Source organism: Pseudomonas sp. FP2338, assembly GCF_030687515.1.
GTDB lineage: Bacteria > Pseudomonadota > Gammaproteobacteria > Pseudomonadales > Pseudomonadaceae > Aquipseudomonas > Aquipseudomonas salomonii.
Genome location: NZ_CP117436.1, coordinates 6,203,338 through 6,225,070 on the forward strand (window position 1 = coordinate 6,203,338; position 21,733 = coordinate 6,225,070).

The 21,733-nt window shown below is 60.6% G+C and carries 20 protein-coding genes; 10 read left to right on the forward strand and 10 right to left on the reverse strand.

Annotated features, from left to right (window positions below; all coding sequences use genetic code 11):
- Nucleotides 1-66: 66 nt before the first annotated feature.
- Nucleotides 67-762 (reverse strand): FadR/GntR family transcriptional regulator, encoded by a 696-nt coding sequence (locus PSH96_RS28235; RefSeq protein WP_305456513.1) that lies wholly within the window; start codon nucleotides 760-762, stop codon nucleotides 67-69.
- 256 nt (nucleotides 763-1,018) lie between these two features.
- Here PSH96_RS28235 and PSH96_RS28240 point away from each other — a divergent pair, with 256 nt between their 5' ends.
- From PSH96_RS28240 to PSH96_RS28255, 4 genes are read left to right on the forward strand one after another with little or no spacing between them, the layout of a single operon-like run.
- Nucleotides 1,019-1,804, forward strand: a complete 786-nt coding sequence (locus tag PSH96_RS28240) for a transporter substrate-binding domain-containing protein (RefSeq protein ID WP_056860769.1) — start codon at nucleotides 1,019-1,021, stop codon at nucleotides 1,802-1,804.
- Between the two features lie 14 nt (nucleotides 1,805-1,818).
- On the forward strand, nucleotides 1,819-2,487 hold the full coding sequence (locus tag PSH96_RS28245) for an amino acid ABC transporter permease (protein WP_056860770.1): 669 nt from the start codon (nucleotides 1,819-1,821) through the stop codon (nucleotides 2,485-2,487).
- Nucleotides 2,484-3,134 (forward strand): amino acid ABC transporter permease, encoded by a 651-nt coding sequence (locus PSH96_RS28250; RefSeq protein ID WP_305456517.1) that lies wholly within the window; start codon nucleotides 2,484-2,486, stop codon nucleotides 3,132-3,134. The genes PSH96_RS28245 and PSH96_RS28250 overlap by 4 nt, the downstream gene beginning before the upstream one ends.
- Nucleotides 3,121-3,858: an amino acid ABC transporter ATP-binding protein gene (locus PSH96_RS28255; protein ID WP_017135248.1), complete on the forward strand. Its 738-nt coding sequence runs from the start codon at nucleotides 3,121-3,123 to the stop codon at nucleotides 3,856-3,858. The genes PSH96_RS28250 and PSH96_RS28255 overlap by 14 nt, the downstream gene beginning before the upstream one ends.
- Nucleotides 3,859-3,862: 4 nt before the next feature.
- Here the strand turns inward: PSH96_RS28255 and PSH96_RS28260 are convergent, their stop codons facing one another.
- From PSH96_RS28260 to PSH96_RS28275, 4 genes are all read right to left on the reverse strand, one after another.
- Entirely contained in the window at nucleotides 3,863-4,459 is a 597-nt protein-coding gene (locus PSH96_RS28260; RefSeq protein ID WP_305456520.1) for a hypothetical protein, read from the reverse strand.
- Nucleotides 4,425-6,917 carry a fimbria/pilus outer membrane usher protein gene (locus PSH96_RS28265; protein ID WP_305456523.1) on the reverse strand — a complete coding sequence of 831 codons (2,493 nt, stop codon included), beginning with the start codon at nucleotides 6,915-6,917 and terminating at the stop codon, nucleotides 4,425-4,427. The genes PSH96_RS28260 and PSH96_RS28265 overlap by 35 nt, the downstream gene beginning before the upstream one ends.
- Nucleotides 6,907-7,575 carry a fimbria/pilus chaperone family protein gene (locus PSH96_RS28270; RefSeq protein ID WP_305460196.1) on the reverse strand — a complete coding sequence of 223 codons (669 nt, stop codon included), beginning with the start codon at nucleotides 7,573-7,575 and terminating at the stop codon, nucleotides 6,907-6,909. The genes PSH96_RS28265 and PSH96_RS28270 overlap by 11 nt, the downstream gene beginning before the upstream one ends.
- Before the next feature lie 169 nt (nucleotides 7,576-7,744).
- Nucleotides 7,745-8,401: a DUF1120 domain-containing protein gene (locus PSH96_RS28275; protein WP_305456526.1), complete on the reverse strand. Its 657-nt coding sequence runs from the start codon at nucleotides 8,399-8,401 to the stop codon at nucleotides 7,745-7,747.
- Nucleotides 8,402-8,879: 478 nt separating this feature from the next.
- On the opposite strand from PSH96_RS28275, the gene ppx reads away from it, so the two are divergent.
- Nucleotides 8,880-10,382 (forward strand): exopolyphosphatase, encoded by a 1,503-nt coding sequence (ppx, locus tag PSH96_RS28280; RefSeq protein WP_056860774.1) that lies wholly within the window; start codon nucleotides 8,880-8,882, stop codon nucleotides 10,380-10,382.
- Nucleotides 10,383-10,532: 150 nt separating this feature from the next.
- On the opposite strand, the gene ppk1 is transcribed toward ppx, so the two are convergent.
- Together ppk1 and hemB are read right to left on the reverse strand one after the other, a co-directional pair.
- A complete protein-coding gene (gene ppk1, locus PSH96_RS28285; RefSeq protein WP_305456530.1) occupies nucleotides 10,533-12,755 on the reverse strand; it encodes a polyphosphate kinase 1 in 2,223 nt (740 codons plus the stop codon).
- Nucleotides 12,756-12,773: 18 nt separating this feature from the next.
- Nucleotides 12,774-13,787 (reverse strand): porphobilinogen synthase, encoded by a 1,014-nt coding sequence (gene hemB / locus PSH96_RS28290; RefSeq protein ID WP_061434559.1) that lies wholly within the window; start codon nucleotides 13,785-13,787, stop codon nucleotides 12,774-12,776.
- A gap of 208 nt (nucleotides 13,788-13,995) precedes the next feature.
- Between hemB and PSH96_RS28295 the strand changes: the two genes are divergently transcribed.
- The gene (locus PSH96_RS28295; protein ID WP_305460198.1) at nucleotides 13,996-14,631 is read left to right on the forward strand and encodes a DedA family protein; all 636 of its coding nucleotides are present in this window, start codon (nucleotides 13,996-13,998) and stop codon (nucleotides 14,629-14,631) included.
- Here the strand turns inward: PSH96_RS28295 and PSH96_RS28300 are convergent.
- Nucleotides 14,612-15,847 carry a sterol desaturase family protein gene (locus tag PSH96_RS28300; protein WP_305456533.1) on the reverse strand — a complete coding sequence of 412 codons (1,236 nt, stop codon included), beginning with the start codon at nucleotides 15,845-15,847 and terminating at the stop codon, nucleotides 14,612-14,614. The two genes, PSH96_RS28295 and PSH96_RS28300, sit on opposite strands and share 20 nt — an antisense overlap.
- A gap of 115 nt (nucleotides 15,848-15,962) precedes the next feature.
- Here PSH96_RS28300 and elbB point away from each other — a divergent pair, with 115 nt between their 5' ends.
- Nucleotides 15,963-16,628 (forward strand): isoprenoid biosynthesis glyoxalase ElbB, encoded by a 666-nt coding sequence (gene elbB, locus PSH96_RS28305; RefSeq protein ID WP_305456535.1) that lies wholly within the window; start codon nucleotides 15,963-15,965, stop codon nucleotides 16,626-16,628.
- 80 nt (nucleotides 16,629-16,708) lie between these two features.
- On the opposite strand, the gene PSH96_RS28310 is transcribed toward elbB, so the two are convergent.
- Together PSH96_RS28310 and PSH96_RS28315 are read right to left on the reverse strand one after the other, a co-directional pair.
- On the reverse strand, nucleotides 16,709-17,164 hold the full coding sequence (locus tag PSH96_RS28310; RefSeq protein ID WP_305456538.1) for a YaiI/YqxD family protein: 456 nt from the start codon (nucleotides 17,162-17,164) through the stop codon (nucleotides 16,709-16,711).
- Between the two features lie 2 nt (nucleotides 17,165-17,166).
- A complete protein-coding gene (locus tag PSH96_RS28315; RefSeq protein WP_305456540.1) occupies nucleotides 17,167-19,062 on the reverse strand; it encodes an FTR1 family protein in 1,896 nt (631 codons plus the stop codon).
- A gap of 268 nt (nucleotides 19,063-19,330) precedes the next feature.
- On the opposite strand from PSH96_RS28315, the gene PSH96_RS28320 reads away from it, so the two are divergent.
- The 3 genes from PSH96_RS28320 to lpoB are packed head-to-tail and all read left to right on the forward strand — an operon-like array spanning nucleotide 19,331 to nucleotide 21,730.
- The gene (locus PSH96_RS28320; RefSeq protein ID WP_305456543.1) at nucleotides 19,331-20,725 is read left to right on the forward strand and encodes a COG3014 family protein; all 1,395 of its coding nucleotides are present in this window, start codon (nucleotides 19,331-19,333) and stop codon (nucleotides 20,723-20,725) included.
- Nucleotides 20,726-20,735: 10 nt separating this feature from the next.
- On the forward strand, nucleotides 20,736-21,107 hold the full coding sequence (locus PSH96_RS28325) for a YcfL family protein (protein WP_017135235.1): 372 nt from the start codon (nucleotides 20,736-20,738) through the stop codon (nucleotides 21,105-21,107).
- Between the two features lie 35 nt (nucleotides 21,108-21,142).
- Nucleotides 21,143-21,730, forward strand: a complete 588-nt coding sequence (lpoB, locus tag PSH96_RS28330; RefSeq protein WP_056860782.1) for a penicillin-binding protein activator LpoB — start codon at nucleotides 21,143-21,145, stop codon at nucleotides 21,728-21,730.
- Nucleotides 21,731-21,733 lie beyond the last annotated feature (3 nt).

The window sequence follows — 21,733 nt, forward strand, 5'->3', positions numbered from 1 at the left end:
CCCGTTCAGGAAGCCGCCTCTGATTGAGTCTTGCTATGGCGCTGCATGAGTTTGGGTATAGCTCACTCACGGCGTCACGGGCGTCACGAAGGCAATGCCGGTGCGCAACGCCGCATTGCGCACGTGTTCCTGCATGGTTTTCTGCGCCGCCGCACTGGCGCGTCGGGCCAGGGCACGCAGGATCCTGCGGTGCTCTTGCCAGGTCTCCATGGCCCGTTCCGGCCGGATGAACGGTAGCTTCTGGCTCTCCAGGAACACCTCGGCACTGGCACTCAGGATGCTCACCATCGCCTGGTTACCGCTGGCCAGCAGGATCCGTTGATGGAACTCGAAGTCCAGCCGGGCAGCGGCTTCGAAGTCGCCGGCCTTGAGTACTTTGCGCATGGCCTCGACATTGTCTTGCAGGCTGTCCAGCTCATCGGGGCTCAATGTTACCGCCGCCAACCCCGCGGCAAACCCTTCCAGGGCGTAGCGCAACTGGAAGATATCCAGCGGCGTGGCCTGGGCGGCGAAGGGCCAGGCAAACCCCGGCGCTTCTTGCACCTCTTGCACAAACACGCCTTTACCCGGCTGCACACTCACCACGCCCAGAGCACTTAAAGACGACAGCGCCTCGCGCAACGACGCCCGACTCACGCCCAACTGTACCGCCAGGTCGCGCTGGGACGGCAACGCGTCACCCGCTGCAAAGCCCTGTTCCTTGATCAGTTTGCGGATGGCCTGCAGGGCCGCTTCCGGTACGGCTTGGGCGATGGAATTCATAAAAAACTCAAGGTTGCAGTCAACGGAGCGGCTAGTTGTAAAGCTATTCGCAGCCGGCGGCAAGCCACGCCCCAAAGGGGCTCGCGGGGTTTTATCGGCGCTCGAAAAAGGTGCGAAAACCCTGCGCACTGTTCAGACCAGTAAGACCACCAGAACTCAACAAATCCCAGCGTTCCAGGCCATTGGTGCGGTGATGGCATGGGCCGTGCAATGGCTCGAAACAGAATATTCCCGCGCCCTTCCCCGGAGAGTTGCCATGACCAAGCGCTACAGCGCCCTGCTCACTGCCCTGTTTGCCAGCCTGATGCTGAGCCAGGCGCCCGCCCATGCCAACGGTCTGGACGATATCGTCGCCCGTGGCACCCTCAAGGTGGCCGTGCCCCAGGACTTCCCGCCGTTCGGCTCGGTTGGCCCGGACATGAAACCCCGTGGCCTGGACATCGACACCGCCAAGCTGCTGGCCGACCGGCTCAAGGTCAAGCTGGAACTGACCCCGGTCAACAGCACCAACCGTATCCCGTTCCTCACTACCGGCAAGGTCGACCTGGTGATTTCCAGCCTGGGCAAGAATGCCGAGCGCGAAAAGGTCATCGACTTCTCCAAGGCCTACGCGCCGTTCTACCTGGCCGTGTTCGGCCCGCCTGATGCGGCCATCCACACCACCGATGACCTCAAGGGCAAGACCATCAGCGTGACGCGCGGCGCCATCGAAGACATCGAGCTGACCGCCGTGGCGCCCAAGGAAGCCACGATCAAGCGCTTCGAAGACAACAATTCCACCATCGCCGCCTACCTGGCCGGCCAGGTCGACCTGATCGCCAGCGGCAACGTGGTGATGGTCGCGATCAGCGAGCGCAGCAACAAACGCGGGCTGGCACTGAAAGTGAAGCTCAAGGATTCGCCGGTGTACGTGGGCGTGAACAAAAACGAGCCGGCGTTGCTGGAGAAGGTCAACCAGATACTGGTCGCGGCCAAGGCCGATGGCAGCCTGGAAAAGAACGCGATGCAATGGCTTAAAGAGCCGCTGCCTGCCGATCTGTGATGCGGAGCTGATTCATGGCGTATCAATTTGACTTTGTGCCGGTGCTGGCCAATACCGACCTGCTGCTACGCGGCGCGCTGTTCACCCTTGAGCTGACGGCTATCGGCACGATCCTCGGCGTGGCCTTGGGCACCGTCGGCGCCGTGGTGCGGGCATGGAAGATCCAGCCGTTTTCCTGGATCTTCGGGGTGTATGTCGAGTTGATCCGCAACACGCCGTTTCTGGTGCAGTTGTTTTTCATCTTCTTCGGCCTGCCGTCCCTGGGGCTGAAGATCACCGAGTGGCAAGCTGCCGTACTGGCGATGGTGATCAACCTGGGGGCGTACTCCACCGAGATCATTCGCGCGGGCATCCAGGCAGTCCCCAGCGGCCAGTTGGAAGCCGCAGCGGCATTGGCGATGACGCGTTTCGAGGCGTTCCGCCATGTGGTGCTGCTGCCGGCACTGGGCAAGGTGTGGCCGGCCTTGAGCAGCCAGATCATCATCGTGATGCTCGGCTCGGCGGTGTGTTCGCAGATCGCCACCGAAGAGCTGAGCTTTGCCGCCAACTTTATCCAGTCGCGCAACTTCCGTGCCTTCGAAACCTATGCACTGACCACCCTGGTGTACCTGTGCATGGCGCTGATGATTCGCCAGTTGCTCAACTGGATCGGCCGTCGCTACGTAATGAGGAACAGCCGATGAGTGATTTCTCTTTCTGGGACATCGTGCGCAACCTCGCCACTGGCCTGCAATGGACCTTGCTGCTGTCGCTGGTGGCGTTTGTCGGCGGCGGCGTTATCGGGTTGTTGGTGATGACCCTGCGCATCAGCCGTAAAGCCTTCCCGCGCAATGTCGCGCGCACCTATATCGAGCTGTTCCAGGGCACGCCGCTGCTGATGCAGCTGTTCCTGGTGTTTTTCGGCATTGCGCTGCTGGGTGTGGATATCTCGCCCTGGCTGGCGGCGGCGATTGCCTTGACCCTGTTCACCAGCGCTTACCTGGCCGAGATCTGGCGCGGCTGCGTCGAGTCGATTGCCCACGGGCAATGGGAAGCCTCGGCCAGCCTGGCCCTTACCCCGTTTGAACAATTGCGCTACGTGATCCTGCCTCAAGCCCTGCGCATTGCCGTGGCGCCCACCGTGGGCTTCTCGGTGCAAGTGGTCAAAGGCACCGCCGTGACCTCGATCATCGGCTTTACCGAATTGACCAAAACCGGCGGCATGCTCGCCAACGCTACCTTCGAGCCCTTTATGGTCTACGGCCTGGTGGCGCTCGGTTACTTCCTGCTCTGCTACCCCTTGTCCCTCAGTGCGCGCTACCTGGAAAGGAGACTGCATGCCTCTGCTTAGAATTTCCGCCCTGCATAAGTATTACGGCGATCACCACGTTCTCAAAGGCATCGACCTGACCGTTGAAGAAGGCCAGGTGGTGGCGATCATCGGCCGCAGCGGCTCGGGTAAGTCGACCTTGCTGCGGACCCTCAATGGTCTGGAATCGATCAACGACGGCGTGATTGAGGTCGACGGCGAATACCTCGACGCCGCCCGTGCCGACCTGCGCAGCCTGCGGCAGAAAGTCGGGATGGTGTTCCAGCAGTTCAACCTGTTCCCACACCTGACCGTGGGCGAGAACGTCATGCTCGCGCCACAAGTGGTGCAGAAAGTGCCCAAGGCCAAGGCCGCCCAGCTTGCCCGGCAGATGCTGGAGCGGGTCGGGCTGGGGGAAAAGTTTGACGCCTTCCCTGATCGCCTGTCCGGCGGCCAGCAGCAACGGGTGGCCATAGCCCGTGCGCTGGCCATGTCGCCCAAGGTGCTGCTGTGCGATGAAATCACCTCGGCACTGGACCCGGAGCTGGTCAATGAAGTGCTCAGTGTGGTGCGCCAATTGGCCAAGGACGGCATGACCCTGATCATGGTGACCCACGAAATGCGCTTTGCCCGGGAAGTCGGGGACAAGCTGGTGTTCATGCACCAGGGCAAGGTGCATGAAGTGGGCGACCCCAAGACCTTGTTCGCCAACCCAAAGACGCCGGAGTTCGCCAATTTCATCGGCTCGGTGGAGCAACCGGGCTGATCGATTAACCGCCGGGCAACCATTCAAAGTGCCCCTGCCCTTCAAAGACGGTCTCGTGTCGCACTGAAAAGGCATCGGGTGGCAGGTAAGTGTCGATCTCTACCAGCGCTGAAAAGCGTGTGCCGGTCAGCGGCAGACCACTGGCTTTGGCGATCAATACGTGGCCGGGCAATAAAAGCCCCGAAGTAGACATGTCTGTTGATTGCGCCGAGTTAAGTTCGACGGCGCGACCATCGACCTGGGCATGCCTGAGGGCCAGGGTGAAGCTACCCTGGCGGCCGAATCGATAGCCTTGCGTCCCCGCCGGAACCCCCGTAAAGCGCAAGGCGACAGCCCCTGGCTCGGCACATACGACACTCAGCTGCAGCGTTCGCCTGCCCAGGATGATGGGCTGGCTCGCGAGCGGCTCGCCCAACAATTCCGCGCGCCTGAGCACGCCGTAGTCGACCCTCGGCTGGCTGAGGGAAAGGCGGCAGTCATTCGCCGAAACCTCCGGGGCCGCTATCGCGAGCATGAACAACAAGCTAACGCCCAGGCAAAGTCGACGGAGGGTGTGTTGCACTGATTCATTGGGCACGACAGACCGCCGAAGCCGTTTCATAGAGCTTGTCCTCTGGGGATTGCGACTCAAGGGTCAGATGCAGCAGGCACGCGCGGGTAGAGCCCGGCGGCGAAACGCTGAGGATTTGCCCGTCATCCATGTTGTTCAAAAAGATCAGGCCCTCACCCACCACATTGGTCAGGTAGGTGTTGTCCGGGCCAAACACCGCAGAGCCCTGGGGCAGAGGTGCACCTTGCTCATCGCGCACCTCAAGCAATACCCGACGAACATTCACCACCTGGAAATCCACGGTATTGAATGATCCGCGCCCGACGGCGAGAATTTTGGTGCCATTCTTGAGATCGACACGCTTGGGCAAGGACTGGGTCTGCACCTCCAGGTGGCTGGTGGTATAGGCCGGCAAGCCGGGAATCACCGCATGCCCACGGTAATCGGTCCATACCGGACCTTGTGGGGTCGACACCTTGGCCGCTGACACTTCGCCCACCGAAAGCACACCAAAGGTGTCCTGCACTGCGTAGGGGGAAAAGGTCAGGCCGCGCTCGTGAGCCACCACGGCACCCTGCAGTTGCCCGCTGTAGCTGGTGCTCGTGGGCGTGCGGTTCACGCCCAGGCCCACACGGGTATAGCGCGGCAACACGTCCACATTCGCGCGAACCGCTTGCTGGCGCTCCTGCAGGTCCCGCTCAACCCCCACTTCGTAGTTCACATATTCATTGACCCGCTCGGACAACGCCGTGCCCATATCGGCGCGGCCATTGCGGCGACTGGCGTAGGACGTCAGGCGGCGACTCTCACCAAAGGGCACCGTGACCTGCAGGCGCAAGGACAGCCCTTCTGGCGATAACTCTTCACGCGTACCACGTTCACGGCTTGCGACCTTGCGCCGCCGCGAGACACCCACCTGCGAGTCGGCGATCAACGCTATATCCACCTGCCTGAAACCCTTGTTCCACGAGGCAAATACATGCTCGGCAAGCTGGCCATCAAACTGCGTACTGCGCGTGTAGCTGAGCGAAAAGGCCCCCAGGGTCGGCTCAGACCAACTGAGCCCCGCCGTGTACTGATTCTGGAAACGCGTTTGCAGATCGTCTTTTGCCAAGCGCCGGCCCGCTTCAAGGACATCGCGATAGCCTTGGCTCTGGGTCGTCGCACTGAGGCTCATCTCAACACCCGCCACCAACGGGCTGCTCAGGGATACGGCACTGCGGCTGCCGTTCACACCCGCCTCACCATCGCGCGAGATGTTTTGCCGGGCACTGACGGTAACCCGCTGGAAAAACACACTGCTCAAAGTGCCGCCGGCCGACTGGTACCTATCTGTACTCAATAAACCAAACCCCAGCGAGGACTGCCGGCCAAGCCCCCAGGTGCCGCTGCCCATGACGACAGTTGGCGCCTCCCTGCCCCCGCTCAGTTGTTCGCGTACCTTGCCAAGGGCGAAGTCAAAGCCTGGGGTTACGGCAATAGCCGTACCAAAGGAAGCCGCCGGGACCACGAAACTGCGTGTGCCGCCCCGCGTGCCGATAACGCTGACTTCCAGGTCACTGGTGCCATTGAGCAAAGGCAAACCTGTCAGGCTGAACGGCCCCTCGGGCACTAACGTGGTATGGATCAGCGCACCGGACTGGCGCACCTCCACACGCGCCTGGCTGTGGGCCAAACCCTCCACCACCACACCATGATTGGCGCCGGCGCGGGAGACACCATCAGGAAACAGCTGTAACCCCGATAGCTGAATCCCACCGAACACCGGGCTTCGGGTAGAGATCTGGCCCACCTGGAACGTTGACTGCAACGCCGCGATATCACGCTGGGCGTAGGCCTGCACATGCTCGCTGCTGCTTTTGCCATTATCAGAAATAAAGAACTGCCGGCTGCGGACCACCCAATTACCCAGGTTGAATCCCGCCTCGGTATAAGCCGAAACGAACCGGCTGGGGCCACTGCCCGACTGGGTCTGAAACCCGAGCACATCGTAGTTGAACAACGCCGCCGCGCCGCCCTCGGAAAAACTTCCCACTTCCCATTCAGGATCACGCAAGGACTGGGTAGGCACAACCAGCACCACTTCTTCGCTGCCCGGCTGCAGCCTGACGATGGTCGCGGGGAACTCACCGATGAAATCGTGACAGGCCTGATCGGCCGAGATGCCCGATTGCACGATCGCCGAGGGCACTTTAAGGCCAGCTTTTTCCAGCAAACCCTGGGTAAAACACAACTGCCCCTGATAATCGAAACGAGCCTCGACCAACCCCAGGGAATTCCCGTTGACCCGCAGCCCTACTACTTGCATACCCTCACGAAACCGCGCCGCACTGCGAAAGTAGTCGGAGACCTTCGGGTCGATGCCATAGCTGGCCAAGACAGCCAGGTCAAAGCCCTCGCCCAACTCGACTGCCAAAGCAAAACCGGGGGCACCCCACAAGAATGCCAGCCCCATGAAAAGCACAGGGCGGCGGCCCGTCACGCCATTCATCGAATGCTTAACTCTCATGACCCAGTACATTTGCCTGGTAGGCATCGACAGCAAACCCAAAGGTCGTGGCCGGCTGCAGCACCACCGAGGACACCTCGGCCACAGGCCCTTCGGTATTGAGCGTCAACACCTCACCCGGCAGGATATAAGTGCGGGGCAACAAGCCGGTTTTTTTCAGCGGATTAAGCTGCACTTCCAACCCCATGCGCACCACATAGGCACTGTCGTTATGCAGGCTCAAGCGATCCCCCTGGCGCTTCCACTTGAGCAGTTCCCAAGGTGCCTGGTGCCGGGGCAAACCTGCCGGGTGCAGGATCAGCGGCAAGTTCTGACGCAGGGTGATACCAATGGTCGCACCACCGGGCTCACGCGCCTGGGGAATCCCCTCGAAGGACACGCGCTTCAAACGCTGAGTCTTGAGCGGCGTCTTCAGCGTACTGATAAACCGCACCAGTTGCGTTTCCCCTGGCTCCACGCGAGCAATGGGCGGCGTGACAATCAACAGAGTTTCAAGATCCTCGGGCACATTTTCTATGACGGAGTGCAGTAACGCGGGGGTCGGGTCGGTATTCTTGATGTTAATCGTGGCTTCGCCATTCTCTTCATAAAGAATGACAACCGTTGTTTCAGGCAACATACCGTCGGCATGGGCTACGCCATACAGCAGCAAAGCCATAGAATAGGATATGAAAAAAATTATTTTTGAAAGACCGCTCACCGAGTTCTCCCTGGAACCTTTACAAACAAATGAACACTTGTCATTGCACAGCCAAATGCAAACAGTCGATAACTAATAAGAGGTCCCCTGACTACCTCCGCCTCGCTATCGACTGTTGCTCAAACGTTTAGATGTAATTCAGAACCAGCGTCGCGTGACCATCCAGTTCCACATTACCGGTGAGGTTCAGGTCACTCGCGCGATTGATCACAGCTTTGACGGCAATAACACCGGAGAGCTGGGAGATCGCCGCTGGCGCATAGGTTGCGCCGTTACGCCAGGAGTGCTGGCTGGGTGCCTGTGTCACCTTGCCATCGCTGGCTTGCCAGGCGGCCGAGGTGCTCGAGCGTACGATCGGCGAAAGCGCCACACCGTTGGACGTCAGGTTCCTGAGGGTGACCGAATAGCCGCCGGTGCGCCTGCCGCCAGGCGCACCCAAGCCATAGTTCTGGGCCTCGGTATAGCCTGCGCCCAATATGCCAGCGACTTTACTGGCGGCCCGCAAGTCAGTCACGGTCAGGCCAAACCTGGCAGGCGTTTGACCACAATTGACGACCAGCGCGGTCGAGCGCTCCTCACGTGGGTTGAAATTTGTCTGGGACAATTCAGCAGCGCGAATCGTGCCATAGTCAATAACCCCGCCGGCGGTCACGCTGATATTGCAGGCCGCCGGGGTGATGGTGCCCTTGACGATCAGGTTGCCGCTCGGGTTGGTTGTTGCAGAGGCGCCTACACTGGCGGCCAGGCACGCAATTCCCACGGCCAAACCAAATACTTTTTTCATGTTTTACCCGTCATTAGAAGTTAACAGGTATTACTTATTAAAGGCTGAAAAGCTCCGCTTCTCAAACACGACATTCCTTGACATAAAAGGCCACAAACAAATAACACCACGGCATCATTGCCGACGGGCAGTCTCGCTTGTTAGCGACCTGAAAAAGAATAGGAGAGCACGCTAAGTGTTGTCTGAATACAATAAAAACGTCGCCACCGTTTTCTACTGCATAAGTAGTCATAACTAAGAATTTGAACAGAACAATTACGAACCCCTGTAAGGAAAGTCCCGAGAGGCTTTTTATAAGCATGAATTCAACATCTCTTCCCTGGACTAAAGTTTATTCGCCAGAGCAAAGGAGAATCGCCCTACATCCCAAATAGGCATTGCCTCCTGCACCGACAGGAAGATTCCCGAAGCACAACGCGTTGGCGCCAGCGGTCGATCGTGGCACGATGGTCGGGTTATCGACCGAGACCCCCAAACCATGCCGCAATCCCAAGCCAAGAATCTGTCCCTGATCGCCGCCATCGACCTGGGCTCCAACAGCTTTCACATGGTCGTGGCCAAGGCCCAGAACGGCGAAATCCGCATCCTTGAGCGGCTCGGCGAGAAGGTTCAACTGGCTGCCGGCATCGACGACCAGCGCCAGCTCAATGAAGAATCAATGCAGCGTGGCCTCGACTGCCTCAAGCGTTTTGCCCAACTGATCAACGGCATGCCATTGGGCGCCGTGCGAATTGTCGGCACCAACGCCCTGCGTGAGGCGCGTAACCGTGTCGAATTCATCCGCCGCGCCGAAGAAATTCTCGGGCACCCGGTAGAAGTGATCTCCGGCCGCGAAGAAGCGCGCCTGATCTACCTCGGCGTGTCCCACACCCTGGCCGACACGCCCGGCAAGCGCCTGGTGGCGGATATCGGCGGCGGCAGCACCGAGTTCATCATCGGGCAAAGGTTCGAGCCCTTGCTGCGCGAGAGCCTGCAAATGGGCTGCGTGAGCTTTACCCAGCGCTACTTCAAGGACGGCAAGATCACCCCGGCCCGCTACGCCCAGGCCTACACGGCGGCGCGGCTGGAGATCATGAGCATCGAGCACGCACTGCACCGCCTGACCTGGGATGAAGCCATCGGCTCCTCCGGCACCATCCGCGCCATCGGCCTGGCCCTCAAAGCCGGCGGCCATGGCACCGGTGAAGTTAACGCCGAAGGCCTGGCCTGGCTCAAGCGCAAACTGTTCAAGCTGGGCGATGCCGAGAAAATCGACTTCGACGGCATCAAGCCCGACCGTCGCACCATCTTCCCGGCCGGCCTTGCGATTCTTGAAGCGATTTTTGACGCCCTCGAACTGCAACGCATGGACCACTGCGACGGCGCCCTGCGCGAAGGCGTGCTGTATGACCTGCTGGGCCGCCATCACCACGAAGACGTGCGTGAGCGCACCCTCACCTCGTTGATGGAGCGTTATCACGTCGACCTGGAACAAGCGGCCCGTGTGGAACGCAAAGCCCTGCACGCCTTTGACCAGGTGGCCGAGGACTGGGACCTGGAAGACGGCGTCTGGCGCGAGCTGCTGGGCTGGGCGGCCAAGGTGCATGAAGTGGGCCTGGACATCGCCCACTATCATTACCACAAGCACGGCGCCTACCTGATCGAGCACTCGGACCTCGCCGGTTTCTCCCGCGAAGACCAACAGATGCTCGCCCTGCTGGTGCGTGGCCATCGCCGCAACATTCCCAAGGACAAGTTTGCCGAATTCGGCGACGAAGGCATCAAGCTGATCCGCCTGTGCGTGTTGCTGCGCTTTGCGATCCTGTTCCACCACATCCGTGGCACCCAGGAAATGCCTCAAGTGACCTTGCGCGCCCATGGCGACAGCCTGGACGTGGTATTCCCCAAAGGCTGGCTGGATGAAAACCAGCTGACCCAGGCAGACTTTGCCCAGGAAGCGGAGTGGTTGACGCGGGTTGGGTTCAGCCTGAACTTGCGTTAAAGAACACCGCAAAAAAATGTGGGAGCGGCTTTCTGTGGCGAGGGAGCTTGCTCCCGCTGGGCTGCGTAGCGGCCCCAAAGATCTTGGGAGTGCTGCGCACTCCAGCGGGAGCAAGCTCCCTCGCCACAAGAGCCCGCTCCCACACCAGTTTCAGTTCACCGCAAGAATCGGGCTACCCAGCTTCTCCAGCAACGTCGCCTGCGCACTGCGCGGGTTCTGGTTGCCGGTCGGCGTGTTACGCACGTAGCGCCCGTCCGATTGCAGGCTCCAGCTGTGGGTGTTGTCGGTGAGGTAGCTTTCCAGCTCCTTCTTGACCCGCATGATCAGCTTCTTGCCTTCCACCGGGAAGCAGGTCTCCACACGCTTGTCGAGGTTGCGCTCCATCCAGTCAGCACTGGAGAGGAACATCTGCTCTTCGCCGCCATTGAGGAAGTAGAACACCCGCGTGTGCTCCAGGAAGCGGCCGATGATCGAGCGCACATGGATGTTATGCGACACACCCACAATGCCCGGACGCAGGCAGCACATGCCACGCACCACCAGGTCGATGCGCACACCGGACTGGCTGGCCTTGTACAACGCGCGGATGATCTTCGGATCGGTCAGCGAGTTGAACTTGGCAATGATGTGCGCCGGCTTGCCGTCGAGGGCGAACTGGGTTTCGCGGGCAATCATGTCGAGCATGCCCTTCTTGAGCGTGAATGGCGCGTGCAGCAGCTTCTTCATGCGCAAGGTCTTGCCCATGCCGATCAACTGGCTGAACAACTTGCCGACGTCCTCACACAAGGCGTCGTCAGAGGTGAGCAAGCTGTAGTCGGTGTAGAGCTTGGCGTTGCCGGCGTGGTAGTTGCCGGTGCCCAAGTGGGCGTAACGCACAATCTCACCGGCCTCGCGGCGCAGAATCAGCATCATCTTGGCGTGGGTCTTGAAGCCCACCACGCCGTAGATCACCACCGCGCCGGCCGCTTGCAGGCGGCTGGCCAGTTGCAGGTTGGACTCTTCGTCAAACCGCGCACGCAGCTCGATCACCGCCGTGACTTCCTTGCCGTTTCGTGCGGCGTCTACCAGTGCATCGACGATTTCCGAGTTGGCGCCGGAGCGGTACAGAGTCTGGCGCACCGCCAGAACATGCGGGTCTTTGGCGGCCTGGCGCAGCAGGTCGACCACTGGCGTGAACGACTCGAACGGGTGCAACAACAGGATGTCCTGCTTGCTCACCACGCTGAAAATGTTCTCGCTGTTTTGCAGCAGTTTCGGAATCTGTGGCGTGAACGGCGTGTATTGCAGCTCCGGGTGGCTGTCCAGGCCGGTGATGCTGAACAGACGTGTCAGGTTCACCGGGCCATTGACCTGATACAACTCGGACTCGGCCAGGTTGAACTGCTTGAGCAGGTAGTCCGACAGGTGTTTGGGGCAGGTATCCGCCACTTCCAGACGTACCGCATCGCCATAGCGCCGCGAGAACAGCTCGCCGCGCAGGGCACGGGCCAAGTCTTCGACGTCTTCGGAATCCAGCGCCAGGTCAGCGTTACGGGTCAGGCGGAACTGGTAGCAGCCCTTGACCTTCATGCCCTGGAACAGGTCATCGGCGTGCGCGTGGATCATCGACGAGAGGAATACATAGTTATCGCCAGCGCCCCCTACTTCTTCCGGTACCTTGATGATCCGTGGCAACAGACGCGGCGCCGGGATGATCGCCAGGCCCGAATCGCGCCCGAAAGCATCGATGCCTTCCAGCTCGACGATAAAGTTGAGGCTCTTGTTCACCAGCAACGGGAACGGGTGCGTCGGGTCGAGGCCGATCGGGGTGATGATCGGTGAAATTTCGTCACGGAAGTAGCGACGCACCCAGGTCTTGATCTTGGTGGTCCAGTGACGACGACGGATGAAGCGGACCTGATGTTTTTCCAGTTCCGGCAGCAGGATGTCGTTGAGGATTGCGTATTGGCGGTCCACATGGCCGTGCACCAGCTCGCTGATGCGCGCCAGGGCCTGATGCGGCTGCAGGCCGTCGGCACCGGCTTGTTCGCGGGCAAAGGTGATTTGCTTTTTGAGGCCGGCAACGCGGATCTCGAAGAACTCGTCCAGGTTGCTGGAGAAGATCAGCAGGAATTTAAGCCGCTCCAGCAGTGGGTAGGACTCATCCAGCGCCTGCTCCAGCACGCGGATGTTGAATTGCAGTTGTGACAGCTCACGATGGATGTACAGGCTGCTGTCATCCAGGTTGGTCACCGCCGCCACCGGGGCCGGCGCAGGCGCCTCAACCACCACGGCAGGCGCAGCCGGCTCCAGCTCCGGTGGGGTTTCGGCGATTTGTTCAACCACCGGGTGAGCGTCTTTTACAGCCACTTCGGAGAGTCCTTCGGTATTCATCGAGTGTTCCTGTGAGGGCTATTGTTGCTCTCTAAGCAATTGGGCGGCGCGGGCGGCGAAGTAGGTCAGAATGCCATCAGCCCCCGCACGTTTAAAGGCAGTCAGGGATTCGAGGATCACCCCTTCACTCAACCAACCATTCTGGATCGCGGCCATGTGCATGGCGTATTCACCGCTGACCTGATAGACAAAGGTCGGCACCTTGAATTCCTCTTTGACCCGATAAAGGATGTCCAGGTACGGCATCCCGGGCTTGACCATCACCATGTCGGCGCCTTCGGCCAGGTCGGCCGCCACTTCGTGCAGGGCTTCATGGCTGTTGGCCGGGTCCATCTGGTACGAAGCCTTGTTGGCCTTGCCCAGGTTCAACGCCGAACCCACCGCATCGCGGAACGGGCCGTAATAGGCGCTGGCGTACTTGGCCGAGTAGGCCATGATGCGCACATTGACGTGGCCGGCCAGTTCCAGGGCTTCGCGAATCGCCTGGATACGGCCATCCATCATGTCCGACGGCGCCACCACCTGGGCGCCTGCCGCCGCATGGGACAAGGCCTGCTTGACCAGCGCATCGACAGTGATGTCGTTCTGAACATAACCGTCTTCGTCGAGAATGCCATCCTGACCGTGGGTGGTGAACGGGTCCAGCGCCACGTCGGTGATCACACCCAGTTCCGGGAACCGCTCACGCAAGGCACGGGTGGCGCGCTGGGCGATGCCATCCGGGTTCCAGGCTTCGGCGGCGTCGAGGGACTTGAGTTCAGACGGCGTCACCGGGAACAGTGCCAACGCCGGAATCCCCAGTTCAACCCAACCAGCCGCCTCTTCAAGCAGCAAATCAATGGTCAAGCGCTCCACACCCGGCATCGACGCCACGGCTTCCCGACGATTTTCGCCGTCCAGCACAAACACCGGCAGGATCAGATCATTCGTCGTCAGTACGTTTTCACGTACAAGGCGGCGCGAAAAATCATCACGGCGATTGCGTCGCAGACGGGTGGCGGGGAACAGGCGATTGGCAGGGGTAAAGCTCACGACAGACTCCTGAGCCCGCGTTTACGGGCGAGCGTTGCAGTTATAAGCGGCCATTATGACGAAGGAATGACAGTTGTGCTTATCGATGCGACCTGTAGTCGCATTCGTCGTTTATGTAGGAATTGTTCACTTCGTGACACATCTCGATACTTTCATGAATGTTCACGAAGGCGTAGGCTGCGCGTTCATTTCGCCAGCACCCCAGACCATGCTTCAACAATTTCTGCATGACTTCGGCTACTTTGCGCTCTTCCTGGGCACCTTCTTTGAAGGCGAAACCATTTTGGTTCTCGCAGGCTTCCTGGCGTTCCGTGGCTATATGGATATCAACCTGGTGGTGGTCGTTGCCTTTTTTGGCAGCTACGCCGGCGACCAGCTGTGGTATTTCCTGGGGCGCAAACACGGGCGCAAGCTGCTGGCACGCAAGCCGCGCTGGCAATTGATGGGCGACAAGGCCCTGGAGCACATCCGCAAGCACCCGGATATCTGGGTGCTGAGCTTCCGCTTCGTTTATGGATTGCGCACCGTGATGCCGGTGGCGATTGGCCTGTCGGGCTACCCGCCGGCTCGCTACTTGATCCTCAACGGCATCGGCGCCGCCATCTGGGCCGCGGCCTTGGGCGCTGCGGCCTACCACTTCGGCGCAGTGCTGGAAGGCATGCTCGGCAGCGTCAAGAAATACGAGCTGTGGGTGCTGGGGGCATTGCTGCTGTTGGGCCTTGGCCTGTGGCTGCGCCGGCGCTTCAAGAACGCGCGAATCGCCCGCGAAGCCTGTGCCGAGGCCAAGGCCCGGCTGGCTGCCGAGCAGGCCACGGAGCAAACGCCTAAGACGCCAGTCGAGTAAGCCGGCTTCTGCAACAGTAGAGGCCGATCGCACTGAGCAAGCTGTAACTCAGCAGGCCCAGCCAGCCAAGGCTGCTGGCCGGCCACAAGCCGACCAGCGGCGCCAGCCACACCAGCGGCACATTCAGCCCCAGGCGCACCAGCTCGGCTTTCAGCGCCCACGGGCGGTTCTCCAGGGCCACGCCCAAGGTGAACAGCCCCGACGCCATCGCACTCCAGCCCAGCACCAGCGCCGCCGTGGGCAGCCCTTCACCGAAATTCATCAAATAACTGCCGAACCCCACATACGCCGCAAATTGCAGCGCAATGTAGACCTGCTGGCGCGCATCCAGTGGCACCTCGAATTTACGGAACTGGCTCAAGTCGGGTTTGGCCATCGGGTACTTGGCTTTCACGTCCGCCGGGCGCCAGCCAGTGCGCATGAACCAGATGCGCAGCTTGTCCCACCCGCTCTCAGTGCGCCGCGCATCACTCCACAACTGTGCATAAAACTGCAGGTTGGCCCATAGCGGGTTCCAACTGGCCAACGGCGTGGTCACGCCGAAGATCACCGGCTCGTTATCGTCTTCTTCCTGGAAGCTGCCGAACAGGCGGTCCCAAATAATGAACACCCCGCCATAGTTGCGATCCATGTAGAGAGCATTCTGCGCATGGTGGGCCCGATGGTTGGACGGCGTGACAAAGAACCACTCGAACCAGCCAAGCTTGGGCACATGGCGGGTATGCACCCAGAATTGATACAGAAGGTTAAGCGAGGCCACGCTGATAAACACCACCAGCGGTACACCCAGCACGGCCAGGGGCAGGTAGAAGATCCAGCTCAGCAGAAAGCCGGTGCTGGTCTGGCGCAGGGCGGTGGTGAGGTTGTAGTCCTCGCTCTGGTGATGCACCGAGTGTGCGGCCCACAGGATGTTGCGCTCATGGCCGCAGCGGTGCAGCCAGTAGTAGCAGAAGTCGTAGAACACAAAGGCGAACACCCAGGTCCACACACTCTGGGCCGGCAGCTCGATCAACGCCAGGTGCTTGAGGGCAAACACATAGGTCAGCAGGCCCACGCCTTTGGTCAACAACCCGGTGGTGGTGGACAGCACACCGGTGCTGAGGCTGTTGATGGCGTCCGCCACCCGATAATTGCGTTCGCCGCGCCAACGATCGGCCAGCAGCTCGACCACGATCAGGGCAATGAAAAACGGTACCGCGTAAGGCACGAAGTCCATGGGCTAGTCCGATGTTTTTTTGTTACATCAAGATTAGGTGTAGCGGCAGGAGATCCCATTGGCAACAGGTGACAAATTAGTAGACATTTAACGCCACAAAATAGGAGAGATGCCCATGAGCAAAAAGATTGCAGTGATCCTTTCCGGCTGCGGCGTGTACGATGGCGCAGAGATCCACGAAAGCGTGATCACGCTGCTGCGCCTGGATCAGCGCGGCGCTCAGGTTCAATGTTTTGCGCCAGATATTGCGCAGTTGCACGTCATCAACCATCTCACCGGTGAAGAGATGCCCGAGTCACGCAATGTGCTAGTGGAATCGGCGCGCATCGCTCGAGGTGAGGTGAAGGACATTCGTGAAGCCAACGCCGACGAGTTCGACGCACTGATCGTACCCGGCGGGTTTGGCGCAGCGAAGAATCTCTCGAACTTTGCCGTGGAGGGCGCCGGTTGCAGCGTCAACCCGCACGTGCTGGAGCTGGCCGAAGCCTTTGCCGAAGCCGGCAAGCCTGTTGGGTTGATCTGCATCTCGCCGGCCCTGGCTGCAAAGATCTACGGCCCCGGCGTGACCTGCACCATCGGCAACTGCCCCGACACGGCGGCCGCCCTGGACAAGATGGGTGCCACTCATCAGGAGTGCGCTGTCGAGGACATCGTCGAAGACAAGGCCCGCAGGCTGGTGAGTACACCGGCCTACATGCTCGGCAAGCGCATCAGCGAAGTCGCGTCAGGCATCAACAAACTGGTGGATCGCGTGCTGGAACTGACCCACGAGAATGATTAACCCTCTATTAAGCGGGGTGGCGAGCAGGCTTGCCCGTCACAACAAGACCAGTTTCTGCAACAAACCCACCCACTGCAAGGTCAGGCCTGGCGCATTAACCGGGTGAGGATACGGTCCAGCGCGTTGGCAAACGCCTGCTTGTCCTTTTCACCATGGGGCGGCGGGCCGCCGCCCATCTGGCCCTGTTCACGCAGGTCAGTGAACAGGTTGCGCACCGCCAGTCGCTCACTCATGTTCGCCGGGCTGAACTCCTTGCCGCGCGGGTCGAGGGCCGTAACGCCCTTCTTCACCAGGCGGTCGGCCAACGGCACGTCGCTGCAGATCACCAGCTCACCGGCCACGGCGTGCTCCACCAGATAGTCATCCGCCGCGTCCGGGCCGCTGGGCACCACGATCAGCTTCACACAGGCAAAGCTCGGCTTGATCTGGCTCTGGCCCGCCACCAGCACCACTTCGAACTGGCGCTTGAGGGCGAACTTCACCACTTGGTCCTTGGCCGCCCGTGGGCAGGCGTCTGCATCGATCCACACGCGCATGCTTATGCCACCACTCGGCGTTTCTCGGCCAGGCGGCTGCGACCGTACAGCACCACAATCGCCAGGATCGCCACAGCCTGCGCACTCAACGAGTACGCATCGGCATGAATGCCCAGCCAGTCGAAGTCAAAGAACGCCACCGGCCGTGTGCCGAAGATGCCCGCTTCCTGCAATGCCTTGACGCCATGCCCGGCGAACACCACCGACAGCGCGCACAGCAGCGCCGCATTGATGCCGAAGAACAACGCCAGCGGCAGTTTCGCCGAACCGCGCAGGATCACCCACGCCAAACCTACCAGCAGCACCAACGCCGTGGCGCCGCCGGCCAATACCGCGTTGTGCCCGGCAGGACCCGCCTGCAGCCACAGGGTTTCGTAGAACAGGATCACCTCGAACAGCTCGCGGTATACCGAGAAAAACGCCAGCATCGCAAAACCGAAACGGCCACCGCCACCGACCAGGCTGCTCTTGATGTAATCCTGCCAGGCCGCCGCGTGGCGTCGGTCATGCATCCATACGCCCAGCCATAGCACCATCACACTGGCGAACAGCGCCGTGCAGCCTTCAAGCAATTCGCGTTGGGCGCCGCTCACGTCAATCACATACGCCGCCAACGCCCAGGTCGCCAAGCCGGCCAGCAGCGCCAAGCCCCAACCGACGTTGACACTGCGCACCGCCGATTGCTGGCCGGTGTTACGCAGGAACGCCAGGATCGCCGCCAGTACCAGGATTGCCTCAAGGCCTTCGCGCAGCAGGATCAGCAAACCGGAGATGTAGCTCAGCGACCAGCTCAGGCCATCACTGCCCAACAATCCGGCGGATTCGGTGAGTTTGCCCTTGGCCACGTCCAGGCGCTGTTGCACCTGCTCGACCGGCAGGCCGTCCTGCAACGACTGCCGGTAGGCCATCAAGGCTTTCTCGGTGTCTTTTCGCACGTTGGCGTCGACGTTATCCAGGGAGCTTTCTACCAGCTCGAAACCTTCCAGGTACGCTGCAACTGAAAGGTCATAGGCCTGTTCGTGATCGCCGTTGCGGAACGCGGCGAGGCTCTTGTCCAACGTGGTTGCGGTGTAGTCGAGCAACTGCGCCGGGCCACGCTTGACCTGCGGCGGCTGCGCACGCTGGGCGCGGAACGTCGCGGCAGCGGCTGGGCCACTGGCTGCCAGCACCTCGTTGGGGGTCTGGCGTGCCAGGTCGGCAAGGTTGAAAGGCTGTTCGCTTTTGGCGGCAGCCGGGTCGGCGGTGAAGCCTGCAATGTAGGTAGCCAGGTCCCAGCGCTGACGATCGTCCAACTGATCGGCGAAGGACGGCATGTCGGTGCCTTCAACACCCAGGCCCAACGTGTTGTAAATCGCGTAGAGACTCAGGCGGTCCAGACGTACCGCATCGCGCAGGTTCGCTGGCGGCGGCGTCATGCCCGTGGACGCCGGGCCATCACCCGCACCGGCAGTACCGTGGCACACCGAACAGTGCTGGGCGTACAGCGGCGCACCCCGCGCAGGGTCTGGCGTGATGGCCGGCGCCTGGCTGACTTCATAAGCCACCGCCAACTTGGCGCCCAACTGGCGGGCTTGGCGGGCGACGAGTGCGCCGTCCTGGTGAGCGGATACAGCCGCTAACAATTCGTCGACACCCTTGACCAACTCCGCGCGCTCCGGCCTTTGCGGTAGCTCAGCCACCAGGCCCTGCAACACGCCGAGAAACTCTATTTGTTCGCGGTATTCCGATTCATCGATAACCTTGCCCGCCGCCACCGTCGGCGGGTAGTCAGCACCAATGTAGTCCAACAGATGCAGGGCTTGTGGCGCGCCCTCGGCAGTCGCGGCCAGCAGGTTGAAGCTGCACGACATCAAGGCTGGCAGCAGCAACCAGGCGAGAAAACGGATGGGGGCAATCATGAATGAATCTCAAAGGGAAATACGAAGTAACACATTGTTAAATTTTAAAGGGTTTGACTCAAGGTGTTAGTGATTTGGCGCAGGTGAGCCCTGTGCATTCAAGGGGCAAGTAATGGCATATGAACGTGATTTGCAGCAGCAAAAAGCCATTGTTTTGCCAGCAATGACGCCTATAATGCCGCGCCCTCTTATTGCTAAAGGGAATTTATTTCCTCGTTTTTATGAGGAATTTGCACGTCAGCCGATCACTCTCAGGGAAGAAGTTTGCATGGCATTTCGCGCCTTAACCCCGCTCACACTGGCGGCGGTTACCTTGCTCTCCGGTTGTTCAATGTTTCGCAGCTACGACACCGAGCTGCAAGCCACCAACCAGCAGTTGGCCACCGGTAACGTCGACGGCGCCCTGACCCTGCTGGAAAAGAACAACACCGGCGAAGACAAGGACCTGCTCTACTTCTTTGAAAAGGGCGAATTGTTGCGCGCCAAAGGCGACCTCACCGGCAGCCAGACCGCCTGGCGCAGCGCCGACCTGCAAGTGTTCAAGTGGGAAGAGTCGGTCAAGTTCGACAGCGATAAGTACCTCGCCCAGTTCGGCAGTTTCCTGGTTAACGACAAGGTGCGTCGCTACGAAGGTTATGACTACGAAAAAGTCATGCTGACCACGCAGATGGCCCTGAACCTGCTGGCCCTGAATGATTTCGACGGCGCCCGTACCGAAATCAAGAAGACCCACGAACGTGAAGCCGTGATCGCCGACCTGCGGGACAAGGAATACCTCAAGCGCGAGAACGAAGCCGAGCGCCAGGGCGTCACTACCCAGGTCAAGGACCTGCGCGGCTACCCGGTTGAAGCACTGGACGCGCCGGAAGTGGTCGGCCTCAAGAACAGCTACCAGAGTGCGTTCAGCCATTACCTGGCAGGCTTCGTCTACGAAGCCCTGGGTGAAAGAGACCTGGCCGCACCGGGCTATCGCAAGGCCGCCGAATTGCGCCCCAATACGCCGCTGCTGGAACAGGCGTTGCTGGACCTGGACAAGTCCAAGGTCGGCGCCGACGAGACCGACGTACTGATCGTGGTGCAGAGCGGCCTGGCACCGGCGCGAGATTCGATCCGCCTGCCGCTGCCGATTCCGATTGACGGCCATTTTGTGATCACCCCGCTCTCATTCCCGGTGATCAAGGCCGATACCTCCACCCAGGCTTTCGGCCAGATCGGCGTCGACGGCAAGCAGCAGAACCTCACCGTGCTCAATAGCACCACCGCCATGTCCCGCCGCGCGCTGCGTGACGACATGCCGGGGATCATCCTGCGCACCACCGTGCGGGCCGTCAGCCGTGGCGTGACGCAAAACAACCTGAACAAGACCAACCCAATGGCGGGCCTGGTGCTGGGCATCGCCTCGGCAGTGACCGAAGGCGCCGACACCCGCACCTGGCGCACGCTGCCGGACATGACCCAGGTGACACGCCTGCGCCTCAAGCACGGCGAGCACCAGGTCAGCCTGCCCAATGCCCTGGGCGGCACGCGGGTGACGGTCAAGGCTGACCAGCGCTATCAGGTGATCACCCTGCGCGTGGTCGGTAACCAGGTGTTCGCCGGCGGCCTTGCAGCTCATGTGGTCCCGAGCACTTCCACCCAGGCTATCGCCCTCAAACAACCTTAAGGAGCACGTTATGCGTCATTTTATCCTCGGCGCCCTGGCGCTGGTCCTGCTCGCCGGCTGCGCCACTGCGCCGCCACCGGAACCCGGCAGTGCCGCCAGCAAGATCGTGGTGATGGGCAAGTTCAAGGGCATCGCCGTCGGCGCCATCCGCGTGGCCCGCGAAAATGGCTTCCTGACCGCCAAGGTGCAGCTGAGCAACATCACCAGCAGCAACCAGATGATGTATTACCGCTTCGCCTGGCTGGGCGCCGACGGCTTCCCGGTAGGCGATGAAGAAACCTGGAAAGTGCTGAACCTGTACGCCAACCAGGCGACTTTCCTGCCGGCCATCGCCAACCTGCCCCAGGCCGCTGACTTCCGTCTCGAAGTGAAAACCCCTTGAGCCGCTGCGCTAACCGTATTCAGAGAGATTTCCCCATGTTTGCACGCTTCTCGATTCTCGCCGTCGTTGCCCTTCTGGCCAGCGGTTGCTCCAACACCTCGCCGGTACTCGGCGGCAAGAACATCAGCTACGGCGACTCCAAGGCTGTGGAACTGGTGACCAACGAGTTCGGTTCCACCGACCTGCAGATGATCGCCGAGAGCATGACCCGTTCCCTGGCCCAGTCCGGCATCCTGCAGGGCCGCCCAGTGGTGCAGGTGTACGACGTGAAGAACAAGACCAGCGAGTACATCGATACCCGCGAGATCACCACGTCGATCAAGACCCAACTGATGAAAACCGGCACCGCGCGTTTCGCCAGCGATAACACCGACATGCAAAGCCAGGTCGACCAACTCAAGCTGCAAAACCAGAGCGGCTTGTACAAGAAATCCACGGTGAGCAAAACCGGCAACATGGTTGCCGCCAAGTACCGCCTGGAAGGTTCCATCAGCTCCATCGTCAAGCGCAGCTCGGACTACAAGGACGTGTTCTACAAGTTCAGCCTGCAACTGATCGATGTTGAAAGCGGCCTGGCCGAATGGATGGACGAGAAAGAAATCCGCAAGACCACGGAGCGCTAAGCA